Raw genomic sequence first — 17,508 nt, 5'->3', positions numbered from 1 at the left:
GCATTGCAGGTCTGAAACAGATGGAATAACAACAGGAATAACAACAGAAAACCAAATAAGATAACTCGCATACTTTTTTCCCAACAACTAGTCAGGATAAAAGTAGCAGATGTATCCGTATGCTTCAGAAAAATCTATGGAAAGGTTCTTAAACCTTTCAGAATCGGTTTGCAGCGATAAGATACATTGAAATAAGAAGCGCTAATGCCGATGAGTCATAGAGAGCGTTTGCGTTATTGTTATTGATTGTTTGATGCCTTATAGTACGCACATTAACAGACAGCTTTGATTTCCATAGCTGTGTAAGGCTGTAATCGGGCGATGCTTCAAATAAATAAAACGCATCATTGCGGTTTTCGTATTTAAGTATCGTCAGACGCTGATCTGTTTTGTTACATAACCAGCTATCGAGAATTTTGTTTTTATCATTTAGCAGGCTGATCTTGATGTTGGGTTCATGACACAATGCAACCACGGGGTAATGCTCTTCTTTAGAGATAGTTGTTGTTTGGGTCTGGTTGTGGCCGATCTCCCATATTAACTCAATGGGGTCATCCAGTGAATCATTATCCCCGATGGGAGCTGCTTCGTTAGACTCTGTCGTAACTGCTTCAGTAGCCTTTGTAATATCCGCTTCAGTAGTCACTTTCATAGCAGTTTTGGTATTAGCATCGTTATAGGGATCAGTAGTAATAGCAGGAACAGCGGGAATTACAGGATTTATAAAACTGTATATGGAATGAGAATTCGTAGAAGGATCACTTGGAGGAATAATGTTTAACTTAGGGTCTATGTTTTTGCACAGCGGATGAGGGTCGTTATTCCTTTTACAGACATAAAACTTGACGCGCATGTTGTGTGTCCGACAATGACCGCCTTTTCGGTTGTTAAGTGAACTCAGGTCGCCATCTGATGTGGAAAATGCATAGTAATATTTCCCCCCTTCAAAAGTCATATCGTCTCTACCGGCAGCGAATTCAAGAAACTGTAGATTTACAAAAAACAGTTTATTGGCATCATTGCAAACAAAATGGTAAACCCTGCTTGAGGGATTTTCCGGTATCTCACAGTTTTCGTAGAAGGTTTCGTTTCTTACTAACCATAGATTTTCATTCATATCTGAGATTTGTTTATCAAATCTGCGTTGCCTTATCACAGTGGGAAGGTTGGGGCAAATAAAGTATATTTTTCCGTTTAACCGTACGCCTACGGTTTTGTTCTCTGCGTGTGAATATAAATCTTTCACCCATAGAGCGCTTGTGTAGGTATCACCGGCATCACATGTCTGAAATAGACATAACAACAAAATGAACCCGAATAAGACCAGTTGCATAATTGTTCTCTAGTACAAATTCAGATTAAGAAATAGCAGACAACTCTGCAGATTTTTAGTAAATAAGACAATAAAAAGACATTCATAGAGTTTACTCATCATTTGTTGAAACAAAGAAGTTGTGCCTGGTTCTTGCTAATCCGCTTAAATCATCTGGTTCTTAACCCTGTCAGAGTGCGCTTGTAATAATAAGATACACAGAGATCAAAAGCGCCAATACCTGTGGGTTATAAAAGGTGTCTGCGTTATTGTTATGATAATCTCTGGAGCTAACCACATTGACAGACAGCTTCGATTTCGGTGCCAGTATACGGCGATATTCCGGTGAAGCCTCAAATAGATAAACGTCGCCATACCGGTATTTGGGTTTAAGTATCGTCAGGCGCTCACCGACTTTCTGGCATAGCCAGCTATTGACAATGGTTCCTTTGTCGTTCAGCAGATTGATCCTGGTGCTGGGCTCTTTACACTTTGCAATCACCGGATAATGCTCTTCTTCAAAGATATTTGCAGTTCGGGTCTGGTTGTAGCCCATCATCCAAACTAAACGAATGGGCTGTGCCTGTGAATGTTCATGTCTGGTTGTAGTTGTTTCGGAATCGGTTTGAGTATTGTTGACAGTCATAGTGACAGGAGCCGTTCCCGAAGCGGTTGCCGTAACTATTGCAGTACTCTTGTCAGTGGTAGTGACGGGAGCCGTTCCCGAAGCGGTTGTCATAACTGTAGCGGTACTCTTGTCAGTGGCAGAGACGGGAGCCGTTCCGGAAGCGGTTGTCATAACGATTGCTGTCTCGTTGTCGGCCATAGTCACCGGAGCCGTTTCGGAAGCGGTTGTCATAACGATTGCTGTCTCGTTATTGGCCACAGTGACGTGAGTCGTTCCGGGAGCGGTTGTCATAACGATTGCTGTTTCGTTGTCGGCCATAGTGACGGGAGCTGTTCCGGGAGCGGTTGTCATAACGATTGCTGTTTCGTTGTCGGCCATAGTGACGGGAGCCGTTCCTGAAGCGGTTGTCATAACAATTGCTGTTTCGTTGTCGGCCATAGTCACCGGAGTCGTTCCGGGAGCGGTTGTGATAACGATTGCTGTCTCGTTGTTGGCCATAGTGACGGGAGCCATTCCAGTGGCGGTTGTCACAACTATTGCAGTGTCGTTGTCAGCCATAGTGGCAGGGACCGTTCCATTAGCGGTTGTGTTAATTATTGCGGTACCGTTGTCAGTGGCAGTTGCAGGGACAGCTGTCGTTACAGGATTTGTTAAAGGTGTCTTTATGGGAGCAGAAAGAAAAGCACCCGTTGCACTATACCAGTTTAACTGAGGGTCCGGATAACTGCAGCTGGGCTCCGTTTCATTATAATTTTTACAGATATAAACCTTGAGGCGCATGTTGTGTGTTCGACAATGTCCGTCTTTTTTACTCTCAAGTGAGTCCTTAAAACCGGTTGACGTGGACATAAAGTAGTAATGTTGCCCGCCTTTAAACGTTCTGTCGTCCCTTCCGGCAGCATGCTCAAGAAACAGTATACTCAGAAAGCCCAGGCGAAGGGGATCGCGACATAGATGGACAGATGTTTCATCTGAGGTGATTTTCGGTATCTCACAATTCTCATAGTAGGTCTTGTTATCCGTCAACCATATATTTTCATACATGCTGGAGGTTTGTCTGATGGAAGTACGCATCTTTACCACGGTGGCAATATTGGGACAGACAAAATACATATGTGAGTTTAACTTTACCGATACGCTCTTATTTTCGTCGCGGGAATATAACTCGTCAATCCACCAGGTGCTCTGGTAGACTTGGCGACTAGCATGGCAGGTCAGGGGCAAATGGGATAACAACAAGAATACGATTAAGACAAATTGCATAATTGATCTCTGACAAGATGTCAGTGTTAAAGTAGCAGACAGGCCAGTGCATCTTTCGAAAGCCCGGAGATTTTTAACTTTGCCTGCAAATATCCGGGTTTAACGGGCAGAAAATAGAAACCACAGTGTAACGTTACGTCCACTTTTCATGGGACAGCAATACCTCTGAAGCCTGCTGCTGCCTTAACTTTACCCGATAAAAACAGCAGTTTTCTGATGCTGAAAACTTCCCGCCAATTAACAAAATCTTACAAAAATAATTCAAGACTGACGGTGAAGCGAGTATAATGCGCACCCGATTAAGGTTTGAACAATCTGTATGTATATGTAACCGGTGGCAGCCCGGACGACATTCACAACAATAAGACGAGGAGCTCTCCATGGAAGTAGCTTTTTGGGATGGCAAACGCGCACCCGGTATTTCTGATCATATTGACCTCGGAGCTTTCTCTAATCTTGGGGAAGTGATTGCAGATGCTGTCGATAGACATGGAGACAAGCCCGCCTTCACAGGACTGGGATTAACGCTCAGCTTTAATGAGGTGGATCGCCTGAGCGATCAGTTTGCAGCCTACCTTCAGCAGCACACCGGATTGCAGCCCGGTGATCGCATTGCTCTGCAAATGCCTAACATTTTGCAGTATCCAGTGGTGGCCTTTGGTGCCATCAAAGCGGGTTTGGTCATTGTTAATACGAATCCTCTCTATACTGCCAGAGAGATTAAACATCAGTTCAATGACGCAGGTGTGAAAGCACTGGTCTGCGTCAATATCGTTGGACATCTGGTCGAAGAAGTCTTATCGGAGACCGGTGTTGAGCACCTGATTGTGACTGATCTGGCGGATCTGTTGCCCTGGCCGAAACGCTCCTTAATCAACTTTGCCGTTAAGCACGTCAAGAAAATGGTGCCGTCTTACAGCCTTCCAACGGCCATAACTTTCAGGAAGGCCCTGGCACTGGGTAGCAAGGGAACCTATAAGCCACCCAAGCCAGCACAAAGAGAAGATCTGGCTGCTCTGCAGTACACTGGGGGGACTACCGGTGTCGCCAAGGGTGCGATGTTGACTCATGCCAATCTGGTCGGCAATGTTCTCCAGACAGTTGAGTTGAGAAGACAGGTGAATGCTGATGGTAGTCCGGTTTGCAATCCTGAAGGTGATACTGTGGTAGCGCCATTGCCTCTTTATCACATCTATGCCTTCTCGGTTCACTTGTTGTCATACTTCTCTCTGGGAGGGCACAGTATCCTGATTGCTAACCCCAGGGATATTGATACCTTTATCAAAACCATCAAGCCATGGCGTATCAATGCATTCATTGGCCTCAACACTCTGTTTGTCGGCCTGATGAATCATCCCGAGTTCAAGAACATTGACTTCTCTGACCTGAGGGTGACCAATTCGGGGGGGACAGCGCTTCAGCAGGCGACAGCAGATCGCTGGCTCGAACTGACTGGCTGCCGAATTGGTGAAGGCTATGGTTTGTCCGAAACCTCTCCTATTTTGACCGCCAACCCTGCGGGTGACTTTGTTCAGGATGGCACAGTGGGTATTGCCCTACCGGGTACTGCTCTGAAAGTCATTGATGATGAAGGCAACGAGTTACCATTCGGTGAACGCGGCGAACTCTGTGCAAAAGGTCCCCAGGTCATGGCAGGTTATTGGCAACGCCCTGAAGCGACTGCCGAAGTGCTGGACAACGAAGGCTGGTTCCGTACGGGTGATGTAGCCATTATTGGTGAAGACGGTTATATACGTATCGTAGACCGTCTGAAAGATATGGTGCTGGTATCCGGTTTTAATGTCTATCCTAACGAGATTGAGGATGTCGTGGCCAGGCATGAAAAAGTGCAAAACTGTGCGGTGATCGGAGTACCTGATGAAAAAACAGGAGAGGCAGTAAAACTGTTTGTTATTCCACAGGATGACAGTATTACCGAGCAGGAGTTGAAGGATTACTGTCGTAAAAATATGACGGCTTACAAAGTGCCCAGACAGGTGGAGTTCAGGGTAGAGCTTCCGATGACCCCCGTCGGTAAGGTTTTAAGAAAAGATCTCCGTGCGCAGGAACTGAAGAAGCTGGAAACAGCCTGATTATAATTGCAGCGATCTGTTTTATGGAGCATGGCATAGACTCGTAATGAGTCTATGCCACTATCTGGTAATAAAAACGATGACAGCCAGTCGTATGATTTAATTAGACTGTTCGTAGGATTGGCTATTGAAAAAGAAATGATTATTTTTTTCTTAATTCGTTAGTAGTTATTTAGTTTTGCATCATAATTTATGTACGACACTGTTTACAGTTAGTCAGTGCAATGGTACTTTTGATGCTTTCCAAATATTGCCCACCCTGGTTCTATAATGAATATTTTTGAAGAGTCCCTGAATATCCTGAAATCAAAAGTACAGTTACGTAAACTGTTTCAGGGCATGCATGTTGAAGATATAGAAAACGTTATCAGACGTGTAGAAGCGATCCATGCAGAAAAAGTGCGTGAGCACAATGAGCAGAAGGAACAACAAGGTCGCAAAAGAGAAGCTGTTGAAAGCATTCTTGGTCAGATGCAGGAGAAAGGTCTGACCATTGAAGATCTGATGGCTTCTACTGTTGTAGAGAAAACCAGAAAAGGAAAGCCAAGACAGCGCTATCAATTTCAATACGAAAAAGAAGACGGCTCTGTGGTTAACTGGGAAGGCGCTACCATGGGTCGTATTCCATCGGAGTTTACTGAATATCTGTCAAAGACAGGAAAAGAACGTAAAGACTGTATTGTGGCTGAGCTTTAATACTCATCAGCGCAAAAGTTATTACTAAATGGCCTGAGAAATGTAATAGCCAGCAAGTCAAATAAAAAACCGGATGATTCCGGTTTTTTATTAGTTGAATTGCAGGTCAGAGACGCTGCTTGATTTTTTCTTTCAGTACGCCTTCTTCGGTGTAGCCTCTCAACACTTCATCGGGGAATACCAGTGCAGGTGTTCCGCGAATGCCAAGCTCCTGTGCCAGACGCAGGTTCTCGTCAAGCTGCTGAGTTACAGACTCGTCTACTTTCAGTTTGTCGGAGTCTACTCCCTCTGCTTTCAGCGCCGCTTTAATGGAGCTGCTGGTGTGTCTGCCGGGTCTGGACATCAGACGCTGGTTAACAGACAGGTATTTATCCTTGTCCAGCTTGAAGGTGGCCAGAGCCATTTCCGCAGCTTCACGTGATTCCGGGCCAAGAACGGGGAGTTCCTTGACAACAATTTTTACATCAGGGTTCTCTTCAACAATTTTCTTCAGGATAGGATCCTGACGCTTGCAGAAACCACAGTTGTAATCACCAAAGTAGGCAATAGTTACCTTGGCTTCAGGGTTGCCCATAATGGGGTTCTCAGGGTTTTCGAATAGCTGCTTTTGACGGTCTTCCAGCATCTGCGTTTCGGCACTTTGCTGGGCAGCTATTTCTCGCTTTCTCAGTTCGTTCATAGCTTCAACCAGGATGTCAGGGTTTTCTACCAGTGTTTTACGAACCAGCTCTCTGACTTCCTGCTTCTGCTGATCATCCAGAGACTGTGCCTGAATGTTGAGCGAGCCCATCAATAGGGTAGTGGCGAGAATAAAAGTTTTTTTCATCGTGCTCATCTTTGAGTCAGTATTTGTTTCCCTGAGTTGTTGCTGAAGCTCATGGGAGTGAGATTCACTTCAGGGGCGAAATAGCTTTGACTGCCACTTTGTCATGATTAAATGGCAATGGCAAAGACTTATAGGCCAGGCTGTCTGGCTATGGAGCCCATCTGTTGGTGAAACTTCAGGGCTCAGGTTGGTCGGTAAACAGCGAAAAAGCATTCCATTATGATTCTATGAGAAGCTTTTCGGGCTGATTTCCCGGGTTTACCTGGACGATGCCTTCTCAATAGCCGCTGCAACACTGTCATGGTCGAGAATAACCGGCAGTGGTATTCCTTCAGGAGCACCCGGACCATAGACGATATTGAAAGGTACACCAAATCGCCCGTTCTTCTGAAGGTAGGCATTAATTTCTTCTGAAGGCCGGGTCCAGTCTCCTTTCATAGTTATCATAGAGTTTTTTTGTAGGCGACTGTTGGTTGGATCCCTGTCGATGACCCTGATCTTGTTTGCTTTACAAGTGATACACCAGTCAGCTGTGACATCGACAAAGACGACTTTGCCTTCAGCCACCGAGCTGGCAATTTCCTGCTCATTCAGGGGGTTCCAGATCAGATTGTCTGATGTCGATTGTTCCGGACTGAACAAACCGGTCGACCAAGCTCCGAAGAGCACTATCGCCATTGACAGGAACAGTGAGGGCAGTAGCAATAGTCTTTTTCCAGCTTGAGGCATCAAGCTGATCAACAGGCGATGCAGGACCAGTACAGTAGGAATCAGGGCAATCATCAGAAGCAGATAGACTGGCAGGAATGCCTGAAGCAGGCTGGTTAGCCACAACGAAGTCACCAGCAGCATCAGTGCCAGTAAACGACGAAGGTTGATCATCCACTGACCGGGTTTTGGCATCCACTTCAAAAGAGAGGGTCTGGCTGCAATCAGCAGATACGGAAGGGCAAGACCTATGCCCAAAGCCGTGAATATGGCAAACAGGTTGAAGCTGTTGGTGGACAGGGCAAAGGCGACGGCGGTTCCCAGAAATGGCGCTGAACAGGGCGTTGCCAGAAGCGTTGCGAACATACCCTGAACAAAGTGGCCTGCTGTACTGTTATCACCTGCTGTAGCCAGCCTGGTCGACAGGAATGAGGGCAGATGGATTTCAAACAGGCCTATCAGGTTGGCAGCAAAAAGGGCAGTTACCGCCACCATGAAACCGATAAACCAGGGGCTTTGAAACTGGATGCCCCAACCAATACTGTTGCCGGTCAGCTTGAGTATCCAGAGAAACGTCGCCAGTAACCAGAAGGAGAAAACAATGCCTGCCGCAGAGCTAAGAAACTGCTTGCGGGTGACTTTGGCTTCCTGGCCTGAAGCATGGAGTACGGAAGAAAGCTTCATACCGAGGACGGGCAGAACGCAGGGCATCAGGTTGAGGATAAGGCCGCCCAGAAGTGCCAGACCCAGTAACACCATCAGGCTTGCTGAACGGGTGTCTGCTGGCAGTGAACTGGCAGCGACTTCCTTGACGGACAGGGTTTTTTCAAGGCCATTGTCGCCATTAAGAAGGGTAACGGTGACAGGTTCATCTGACAGGTTGTATTCACCCAGCCAGCTTGATGCATTCATGACGGCCTGAAGCTGGTTGCCCTCAATGGTAAATTCCGGCAGTCCGAAGGTAATCTCTTCCTGACCATCGATGATGACGTCAACGGCCTTTTCCCAGCCAGTCTCAGAGTGGGCAGTGGCAACAACCTTGTTGTTTTCCTTGTTCCATACAACAGATTCCACGCTCAGCCCTGAGTCCGGCATAGTCGTCGGAACCCGGGAAAGGGCTTTATCAATCAGGAATGACGCTTGCGGGTCTGCTTTCAGATCAGAGGGTGTGAAATCCAGTTGAATCTCGTAATCTGTCAGTACGCATACCGTGGTGCAGGAAGACAACCTCAGCCTGGCATCGATGGAGACCGGCTGATTCAAATCTTTAACCTGAATCAGAAGAGGAAAAACCGTACCATTTTTATAGCCAAGGGTATGCAGTCCCAGCATTTCTATACGCTCTGGAGCGGGCCAGAGCCACTCAACCGTTTCTATATTACTGCTGCCTTGTGGCTGTTCTATACGCCAGTCGATTTCAGGTGGAATACCAGCCTCACCGGGTGATCGCCAGTAAGTCTTCCAGTCACCTGATAATTGGACTTCCAGTGCCGCATAAAGTTGACGGGTGGTCGGGTCTGCTTCACCAGAAAAGTGTAGCCTGACCCTGGCCTCAGGCTGCTGAGGGTTCACTAACCATTCAGTTGAAAGAGCATGTGCAGGTCGATTGAGCGATAAAAGAAGGAATACCAGACATAAGCTGAATAGCACTAGCAGGGTATTCTGTCTGCTGTTTTTTGAAACTGTTGCAGTGCAGCTTATCTGAGAATGCAGATTAAGTGATCGTATCTTCATGTATATCCCGATAAATTCAGGCAGACCTTAAAAAGTCGATTATTGTCAAAGACTGCACAGTGCAAAAAAGCATGAGTCTATCTCGACATTGGCGAAACTTTGCCTGAAAAAACATTGTCAGGGTAAATGTGGCCGGTCAGTGACCGTTCTCTATTGATCCTGTGAATGATACGCTGGACTTCAGTACCTGGATTCAGGAAAAATGATTTTTCTTTGATATTTTCAACCCGTTCCCACGCTCTGAGGCTGTCGCAAAACTCACTCCAGCATGGGAACGAGTTGACTCCTGTCATTCCCGGCTTCATTCTCGTCATTCCCGCGAAGGCGGGAATCCACACTGACTCACCACCAGAACCATATTGCCCGGTGCCCCCCTGGCCTTGTCATCCCCGAGAAGGCAGAGATCCACAGTTGGCGCTGGATTCCCGCCTTCGCGGGAATGACGACCTCAGAGCATGGGAACGAGCTGTTGGAGTTTTGCAGCACCCTCTTTAGCTTTGGGAGGCTGACAATGTATCCAGTAGTCAGAAATACTCCGTTGCGGTCAATTTTTTGAGTCCGGTTGGCTGTTTGGAGAAATGCACCCATTCGCTGGGGTCGGTGTGTAGCTGGCACTCAATGGTAGAAAGGGTTGAGGTGTGTTTTCAACAAAATAACTGATTAACACACTGAATTACTTGTGGATAACTCATGAGGTGCCTGAAATTACAAGGCGTTTATGCATTGGTTGAAAAATAATCAGACGAGAGTCTCTTGAATATGTTGGGCCTTTTGAAAGCCGTATTTATACGTTAATTGTTGTTTATAAGGCTACAAAATTTTGTGTATAACCTGCTTCAACAGTTGTTTTTTGAGAGCGTGTGTTTAAAGCAGGAGCCTGCTGAGAGCAAGCTCCAGACAGAGATATCATTGATTGCGATCCACATCAAAAGCTGCAAAAGCCTGCTGAACGGGCATGATTTCCATGGCGTTAATATTGACATGGGCTGGTCTGCTTGCGACCCAGTAGATGCTCTCTGCGATATCTTCTGCTGAAAGAGGCTTCATACCTTTATACACTGCATCGGCTTTTGATTGATCACCCTCGAAACGCACGAGTGAAAATTCAGTTTCAGCCATTCCGGGTTCGATATTGGTCACTCTGATGCCATTCCCCAGAAGGTCAGAACGAAGATTCAGGGAAAACTGTTTTACAAATGCTTTGGTGCCGCCATAAACATTGCCACCAGGATAAGGATAATTACCGGCAACCGATCCCAGGTTAATAATACTGCCACTGTTGTTTTTCTTCAGGGCCGGTAAAAGAGCATGAGTGATCAGAACCAGTCCTTTAACGTTGGTGTCGATCATATTGATCCACTGTCGGGTATCACACTGGTCAGCCGGTTTAGTACCCAGGGCCAGACCGGCATTGTTGATCAGAGTATGAATGTCCGAAAAAGCTTCCGGGAGATTGCTCAGCGCGTACTGAATGGCATCTTCATCTCTTATATCAAAAACAAGGCAGTGAACAGGGCAGGATGCCGAGAGTTCTCTGGCCAGTGCTTCCAGACGTTCCTTTCTTCTGCCGGTAATCACCAGTTGCCAGCCTTGTTCACTGGCAAAACGACGGGCACAGGCTTCACCAAAACCGGAAGTGGCTCCGGTGATAAACACAGTTTTCAAGCTCAAGGGGGGGACTCCTGGTCAGAGTGGGTCTTTTCTCTTTCCTTATTATGTCAGATTCTCAGAGCTATTATTTTTTTAGTCTCAGTGAGGCTGCTGACTGACTTCGTGCGCATGAAAATATGCTTTCGAATGCGGACAGAGTCAGATTGTTGGGCATTACTGTTACTCACTGTTTTCCTTCGGTGGGGTACTCTACTATGACTTTACCAGGCGGTAAGATAACGGAAGAACAAGTTCACAGGGGTCAGGCCGTTTATTCAAAGCGGGTTCTCAATATCTATGATATTGCCGTGCTGGGCATTTCCAACCGTTTTATCTGGCAGTGTCCGACACCTATAATCCTGGACTGGTTTAATCAGCACGTCAGCGACCAGCATCTGGATATAGGGGTTGGCACCGGTTATTTCCCTGACCGCTGCCAGTTCCCAACCGATCATCCATCGTTGACATTGGTAGACCTGAACGTAAACACACTTGAGTATGCCGGGCAGCGAGTAAACCGTTATCAACCCATTACCCTGGTGCATAACGTTTTCAAACCATTTACCTCCTTGCCGGTCAATGCCTTCAACTCTATCAGCATGAACTATTTACTGCACTGCCTGCCAGGCAGCATCCATAGCAAAGCTGTCGTGTTCGATCACGTTAAGCCCTTGCTGAATGAAGGGGGAAAACTGTTTGGCTCCACCATTCTTAATGTACCTCGTACTCTGGTGGCAAAAGCTCTTATTGGCCTTTATAACCGAAAAGGGATCTTCAGCAATCAGAAAGATTATCTGGATGGGTTGGAGCAGGAATTGCGCTCAAGATTCACCGATGTGGACATTCTGGTGACCGGTTGTGTCGCTCGTTTTGTAGCCAGTAGCCAGTAGCCAGTAGCCAGTAGCCAGTAAGTGCAGAAACAGAATTATAGCTCAATGAAAATACTCACTGGCCAGACGGGGGTTGATGATTCCTGTGTCACAGGGACTATTTAATATCGACGACCTTCAAATCCTGCTGTTTTTTCAGATCTAAATCGCGATAACGAATCCCGGGTTTATCAAAGTCTACCGATGCGAAATCAATCTCCCGAATACGGCTGTTAAACATGGTTTTGTAATAGTATTTCAGGTCTTTGGTATCCATAGCCGTCGTCCACTGAGTGGAGCCCAGTGTGTCGTCTTTGGGGAGTTCATCTCTGGCGAATACTGCACCAGAAGGAATATCAAAGTTGTTCAGGATGCGCAGTGATTCCATTGCGGCGGCATAGCCATTTTCGACGGGGCGTGCTGTGTTTCGAAGTGCCGCTGCGCGAACAAATCGAGATACGGGTGAGTAATCGCCAGGCAGGCCAATCATGCCCGAACCAGCACCGTGTGGCGTTAACTCCAGATCGCCTACTTTAATGTCTGGTTTGGCTTTAGCGGTAAGGCCGATGTAGTTTTTCAGGTTTTGCAGATGCCAGGGAAATTCAGGATTGTTAGTTAACACGCCGACGGGGTTGTCATAAATATTCAGCTGGCCGCCATGGGTGTACTCCACCACGATTGATGCTCCTGAGCGATCTGTGATCATGAAATGGATCGGAGGCACGATATTGCCTAAGCCTTTTTCCTTGACGGGGGCTACATCTATTTTTGGAAGATTTTGCTTTATATCTTTTATTGTCGACTGGGTAGAAAGTACCCAGTTGCTGATGTCTTGAGGGCCAATTGTGTTTGCTGCTTTGGCCGGGTCATAGGGTGGAAACTCGGCAGTGCCTGGCAAGTAAAGCACTGAAACGGCTAACCCTTTTTCGTTCATTCCATCAATAAGCGCTGGTTTATTCAGGCCATTGATGCCGACAACACCGTATTTGGCTTTCCACTTTAAGCCCGGTTTGCCATCAGGCGTGAGACCCGTGAAGGCGGTGTCTCGTGGTATCACCATAATTTTTGATTCCAGATCAAAGGATCCCCACTCTTCAGTGCGAGCCTGGATGACCGCATCGTCCTCTGAAACCAGTGTAATGCCCGTACAGGCCAGAGCGATTGGGATCTGAACAACGGCGGCAAGAGCCATGGCGCTGAGAAGAAAGGCTGCGATGACCGATACTTTTAATGAAGTAGTGTTCATAAAAAAGCGCTCTTTGTGATGAGTAAGGCGCGATCGAAGTATAGCGTCTTAAGTACTCAACCATACGAAATCATATTTTCTGACTCATTGTTCAGGCACTCGCGGCAACTGCTCCTGCGTTGCTCTAGCTCCTGCATCCATGCAGTCGTGATGCGTTGCAACTCTGGTCACATAGCTTGCTATGTTCCCGTCGTTGCGTCTTGCAGAGCACCTACCCAATAAGCCAGAAATATTCGATTCCGTATGGCTGAGTACTTATAAAAGATAGTTTAATCAAATGGGTTTCCTTGTCTTTTTTTTGCGTCGAACTCACGTTTTTTAAGCAGATCATCAGCGTCCTGTCTTCTTGTTAGTTGCGCTTACATCAATGTTATGAACTTTTATCCTGAAGGCAACTCTGAGTTACCGAAGGACATCAATGTTGGATGATCTTCAAATCAAATATCCTTGCAATCAAGGATAAAACTAACTTAATGAAAGGAACTTATATGAATAACGTAAATACACCCGCCGCTGTTGGGGTTTCAACCCCAGACTTGACAAAACCTGTTCAGCCACAGAGCAAACAAACAGGTGCTGGTTTCGGATGGGTTATTACTAAAGCTGACCAGGGTGAACTTTTAAGTCATCAAGGTTTACAACAGGCAGGCTCCCCTCTTCAAGGTGACAGAGCCAATGACCGCCGTGTGGTGACCATCAATACCGATGGCATAGCGAATATCTACAATCGGAAGGCCGATGGGTCATTTGCAAAAGAGGCTAGCATTGCCTCTAAAGGTCTTGTCAACTCAGCCACCTTAAGCGACGATAAGCTCCATGTGGTCACTGTCAGCGACGATAACATGGCGGGAGTTCATGCCTTGGGGGCCGACGGAGCATGGGTAACCAAAACTGCCATTTCCCATGACGGGCCGATCACATTAGCAACCTTCAGCGCTGATGAAATGCATGTGGTGACCGCCAGTGACGATCACACGGCAAAAGTCTGTGACAAGATGGTCGACGGATCATGGGTAGAAAAAACCACCGTTCAACATGATGGGCCGGTCAATTTCGTAGACTTCATCGACGATGGCTTCCGCCTGGTGACCAGCAGTGAGAATGGAACGAGGCAAGTCACTGAACTGAAGTGAAATGATTGATTGCCTGCGCTCACTCATGGTGTCAGGCAACAGTTCTTGACAACTCACCTTAATTAACGCAACCCGCCGAGTGGGCAGTGATGTACCCTGGTACTTTGACGCCACTGACAAACTCCCGGAACCTGCCGCAATTACCTGCTCTTAACTGTTTGTGCTCCAGAGACTCTGTTGGTGGGTCATGGCTAATTCATCAAAGTCGTGGCGAGATGGGCTGTTTCAAGCTCAGTGGCAAAGTGGCGATATAAAAAAAAACTCTCTGAGCATGGATGATGATATGGCAACTGGTGGCTCCAATCTACCTGTTAATGGCCCCGGGGGCAGGCAACAAACAGTTCAAAGTCAATCGCTACCTTATACTCAACCAACCAAGGCTAAAATGGGGCCTCGGGATGTCTCTGTTGACGAAACCACCGACTCGCTATTGCAGGGGGAAGCAGGTCTGCACCTCCAATATGTGCCTATCCACAAACGGGATGTTGTCATTGAGAATGTGGAGGGAGGCTTCTGGGCCACCCTCCTGACAGGATTTTCCAAGTTAGCGATGAAGTCTATCCGAGCCGGAGTCGGTAAGACTGGCAACAGGGCCGATGATAATTTAAAGAGAAATGAACAGTTTGCCAACGAGAACAAAAAGAAACTGAAGAAATTACAGTATGAGATGAAATCCATTCAGACTGAGCTGAAGGGATTGAGAAAAAAGCTTCCCCGTCTGGAAACTAAAAAGCAGGATAAATTTTCAAAACTCCAAAAAAGGCTTTTTGAATTAAGAGCTCAGCTGAGCAGGCTAGAGCGAAACTTAAATGAGATAGAGGAGACGAAGCCTCTCCTGAAAGTTTGGGATACGGCGATCAGGAAAGAGACACAGGACTTCCTGAAGTTGATCGAAAAGCAAATGGGTCCCGGACTTAAACTGATACATGGGCTTCAAGAGGTCTTTGGGAAGTCCAAAAAAGGACTGCCTGCTGGCAAGGTTTATCACCTCAACCTGGGGAACCTGTCGACCACACTGTCCTCCGGTGCTGAGCTGAAGGTACAAAACATCGGTGTCTTTATTGAGCAGTGTTATATGTCTCCCACGCAAGAGCTGATATTGGATATTGCCGATATCAGGGCAGACTTATCGTCAATGGGGGCCAGTGGCGAGGTTGAGCCAATGACTTTGTCCGGAGGAATCAGTATCAAACTGAAGCCACCGATCAGTGAACACTTGCGCAAGGTGTTGACCGAGAACATCGCGAAAGCTCCCATACATATTAATGCCATGAGCAACGAGCTGAAGCCTGCCAATGTGGCTGATATGGCTGAAGTGTCGATTAAAAGCCTTCAGTTAGAAAAAAAAGATGGACAAACCCTGGCGCTGCAAGACGCTTCGTTTGCTCACTCGCTGCTTGATTTGATGATCCCGTTCATGTCGGGAAGCCCCGAGCTTCCTCTTGTTGCACTGCACGTTGAGAAGCAATGGAAGCATAAAGGGTTGGAAGTGGTTTGCGAAAGTTTGGGCAAAGAAGAAAAAGAGCGCAAAGACGATCTTCATCAACTGCTGGAAGATATAAAAAGCCTGCCTGGAGGTGAAGCAAAAGACTACTGTCAACAATTGAGTATTCAAGCGACCAAAGCTCTGAAAGCGGTAGCGGAACTGAGAGAAGTCAAAATCCGTGAGTTAACCCACAGCAAACAGTTAAGAAGCGTACAGCAACAACGATCAAAGAATATTGACTCGTCATTTGATATGAACCGGGGGATGATCGATCTGGTCTACGGGCTGGCAGCTGTGGCTAATGGCAGCCAGACAGGCAGACAAAAGCATATTGCTATTCCGGGAATGAAGATTCCCGTATCGGATACCAGTTCTGTTGAATTGAGCCAGCTTAAGGTCAACGCGTCTGATTTTTCTTTCAGTCCATCCGGTGCTGCGGAGCTGACTATTCCGGAAATGGCCAGCCATATCACTCTTCAGAATGAAGTGACGGGAGAGAAAAAGTCGGTACCGGTCATCGTTAGAGGTGCATCGATCAAAATTCAGCCACCCTTTGGACCTCTGGTGAAGGAACTGTTGCAGCTGAAGTTTCCAGTGGACTCGAAAACGCTGAAAAAAGTCGTTCTGCCCATTTACAGGGAGGTGGAGAAAAAGAAGCACTCGGGTGGGACTCAAACCTCCGATTATTTAGAGATTGATCTGGGGAAGGTTGCCTGCCTGACCCGCGAGGGAGAGGTGGCTTTCTCAGGAGAGGAAGCCAGCCCGTATCAGCAGCACAGGCAGACGTTTGTCGAGAAAACCGGAGAACTTCTCTCGGCGAATGTTGATGCCGGGGCTATGGCGTCAGCACTGGCATCGGCAGGTTTAACCAAAGAGTCTCAGCAGAAGGTCTGGAAGCTTTGTGAGGAAGGTGTTTTTGCTGACAGTGCTGTTTTTGCACCTGAAAAACTGGAACATCTGGTCTTGCCATTCTCTGGACAAGAGCTACCAATACCACGGACTTCCCCACTGCCGGAGCAAGAGGGCACTCAGAGTTCGGAAGTGGCGACCCCTGTTCCAGAGACTGAGCCAGCAGAGAATACAACCCCGAATGCTGAGATCTCAGAGTCTGAACCTGTCTTACCCACTTCAACAGGCACAGCGGCGGTAAATCCTGAGTCTCCCCGGAATGTAACGGTGGATGCTTCCGTCGCTGAGCCGGAAAGGCTTGAGTCAATCCTGGTGAATTCTCGAAAAACCCAGGCAGTTACTCCATCCTCTTCATCGTTACCCGAAGAAGTCAAGCCGTCCGAAGTGGCAAACGCAGCGACCAATCGGCCCCTGTCCCGGGCCTCAGTTAAACCAGCCGTAGAAAAACCACCAGAAGGTTTAAAGTTCAAAGACCTGGACGAGTGCATCGGAGTGATTAATCCAAGGTTCCGGACAGAAAAAGGAAAAAGAGTCGCTGATTTTGAAATGCGTATTGCTCCTCGGAGTCTGATGAAAAAGCTGTCCTGGTGGATGGGCTTTTTCCTCGGCAAAAAAGAGGTGGCTGTAAAGGTAACTCTGCCGATTGACCGAAAAAGTTCAGAATTGCAACTGCAGTCACCTTTTGTTCAATTGAAGAAGCGAACTTCCTTAAACCCGGCTGTCTGGTTCGCGACTTTTCTGGTTAATCGCAGGCTCAGGAAGCAGCAGTATCAGCTGGAGCTGGACCGTGTTGAGCAGCAGAAGCGTTTGAATCTTGTTCAAAAGTCTCGGGTTAGGCCTGTCTGATGCCGGGAGTCCGGATCGCGGGGCAGAGCAGAAAGCGCTGGGATATATGGCAAACCTGACTAACTGGTTTGTAGAATGGGTGAGTGAAAATCAAGTGAAGGCATTTCTC

Annotated in this window: 12 protein-coding genes; 6 read left to right on the top strand and 6 right to left on the bottom strand. The window is 47.1% G+C overall.

Annotated elements, in window-relative coordinates:
- Nucleotides 1-157: 157 nt before the first annotated feature.
- Both ACO6VG_RS01035 and ACO6VG_RS01030 read right to left on the bottom strand, forming a co-directional pair.
- Complete coding sequence (locus ACO6VG_RS01035) at nt 158-1,333, bottom strand: hypothetical protein (protein ID WP_422135193.1); 1,176 nt, start codon at nt 1,331-1,333, stop codon at nt 158-160.
- Nucleotides 1,334-1,502: 169 nt separating this feature from the next.
- Entirely contained in the window at nt 1,503-3,203 is a 1,701-nt protein-coding gene (locus ACO6VG_RS01030; RefSeq protein WP_422472285.1) for a hypothetical protein, read from the bottom strand.
- A 380-nt stretch (nt 3,204-3,583) separates the two neighbouring features.
- Between ACO6VG_RS01030 and ACO6VG_RS01025 the strand changes: the two genes are divergently transcribed.
- On the top strand, nt 3,584-5,296 hold the full coding sequence (locus ACO6VG_RS01025; protein ID WP_422412022.1) for an AMP-binding protein: 1,713 nt from the start codon (nt 3,584-3,586) through the stop codon (nt 5,294-5,296).
- Nucleotides 5,297-5,566: 270 nt separating this feature from the next.
- Entirely contained in the window at nt 5,567-5,992 is a 426-nt protein-coding gene (locus tag ACO6VG_RS01020; RefSeq protein ID WP_422135190.1) for a hypothetical protein, read from the top strand.
- Nucleotides 5,993-6,098: 106 nt separating this feature from the next.
- Here ACO6VG_RS01020 and ACO6VG_RS01015 read toward each other — a convergent pair whose 3' ends face one another.
- Nucleotides 6,099-6,818 (bottom strand): DsbA family protein, encoded by a 720-nt coding sequence (locus ACO6VG_RS01015; protein ID WP_422135189.1) that lies wholly within the window; start codon nt 6,816-6,818, stop codon nt 6,099-6,101.
- 258 nt (nt 6,819-7,076) lie between these two features.
- Entirely contained in the window at nt 7,077-9,098 is a 2,022-nt protein-coding gene (locus ACO6VG_RS01010; protein ID WP_422135188.1) for a protein-disulfide reductase DsbD family protein, read from the bottom strand.
- Between the two features lie 441 nt (nt 9,099-9,539).
- Between ACO6VG_RS01010 and ACO6VG_RS01005 the strand changes: the two genes are divergently transcribed.
- A complete protein-coding gene (locus ACO6VG_RS01005) occupies nt 9,540-9,755 on the top strand; it encodes a hypothetical protein (RefSeq protein ID WP_422135187.1) in 216 nt (71 codons plus the stop codon).
- Nucleotides 9,756-10,166: 411 nt separating this feature from the next.
- Here the strand turns inward: ACO6VG_RS01005 and ACO6VG_RS01000 are convergent, their stop codons facing one another.
- Entirely contained in the window at nt 10,167-10,925 is a 759-nt protein-coding gene (locus tag ACO6VG_RS01000; RefSeq protein ID WP_422476247.1) for an SDR family oxidoreductase, read from the bottom strand.
- Nucleotides 10,926-11,125: 200 nt separating this feature from the next.
- On the opposite strand from ACO6VG_RS01000, the gene ACO6VG_RS00995 reads away from it, so the two are divergent.
- The gene (locus tag ACO6VG_RS00995) at nt 11,126-11,800 is read left to right on the top strand and encodes a class I SAM-dependent methyltransferase (RefSeq protein ID WP_422135186.1); all 675 of its coding nucleotides are present in this window, start codon (nt 11,126-11,128) and stop codon (nt 11,798-11,800) included.
- 97 nt (nt 11,801-11,897) lie between these two features.
- On the opposite strand, the gene ACO6VG_RS00990 is transcribed toward ACO6VG_RS00995, so the two are convergent.
- Nucleotides 11,898-13,025 (bottom strand): linear amide C-N hydrolase, encoded by a 1,128-nt coding sequence (locus ACO6VG_RS00990; protein WP_422135185.1) that lies wholly within the window; start codon nt 13,023-13,025, stop codon nt 11,898-11,900.
- 488 nt (nt 13,026-13,513) lie between these two features.
- Here ACO6VG_RS00990 and ACO6VG_RS00985 point away from each other — a divergent pair, with 488 nt between their 5' ends.
- Nucleotides 13,514-14,158: a WD40 repeat domain-containing protein gene (locus tag ACO6VG_RS00985; RefSeq protein WP_422472282.1), complete on the top strand. Its 645-nt coding sequence runs from the start codon at nt 13,514-13,516 to the stop codon at nt 14,156-14,158.
- Between the two features lie 187 nt (nt 14,159-14,345).
- The gene (locus ACO6VG_RS00980; protein WP_422472280.1) at nt 14,346-17,399 is read left to right on the top strand and encodes a hypothetical protein; all 3,054 of its coding nucleotides are present in this window, start codon (nt 14,346-14,348) and stop codon (nt 17,397-17,399) included.
- The last annotated feature ends 109 nt before the right edge of the window (nt 17,400-17,508 follow it).

Origin of the sequence: Endozoicomonas sp. ALB032 (assembly GCF_049310125.1) — a bacterium.
In the GTDB taxonomy this organism is placed as follows: Bacteria; Pseudomonadota; Gammaproteobacteria; order Pseudomonadales; family Endozoicomonadaceae; genus Endozoicomonas_A.
Note: the sequence above shows the minus strand (reverse complement) of the source record. Positions and strands in the feature narration are given on the sequence as shown.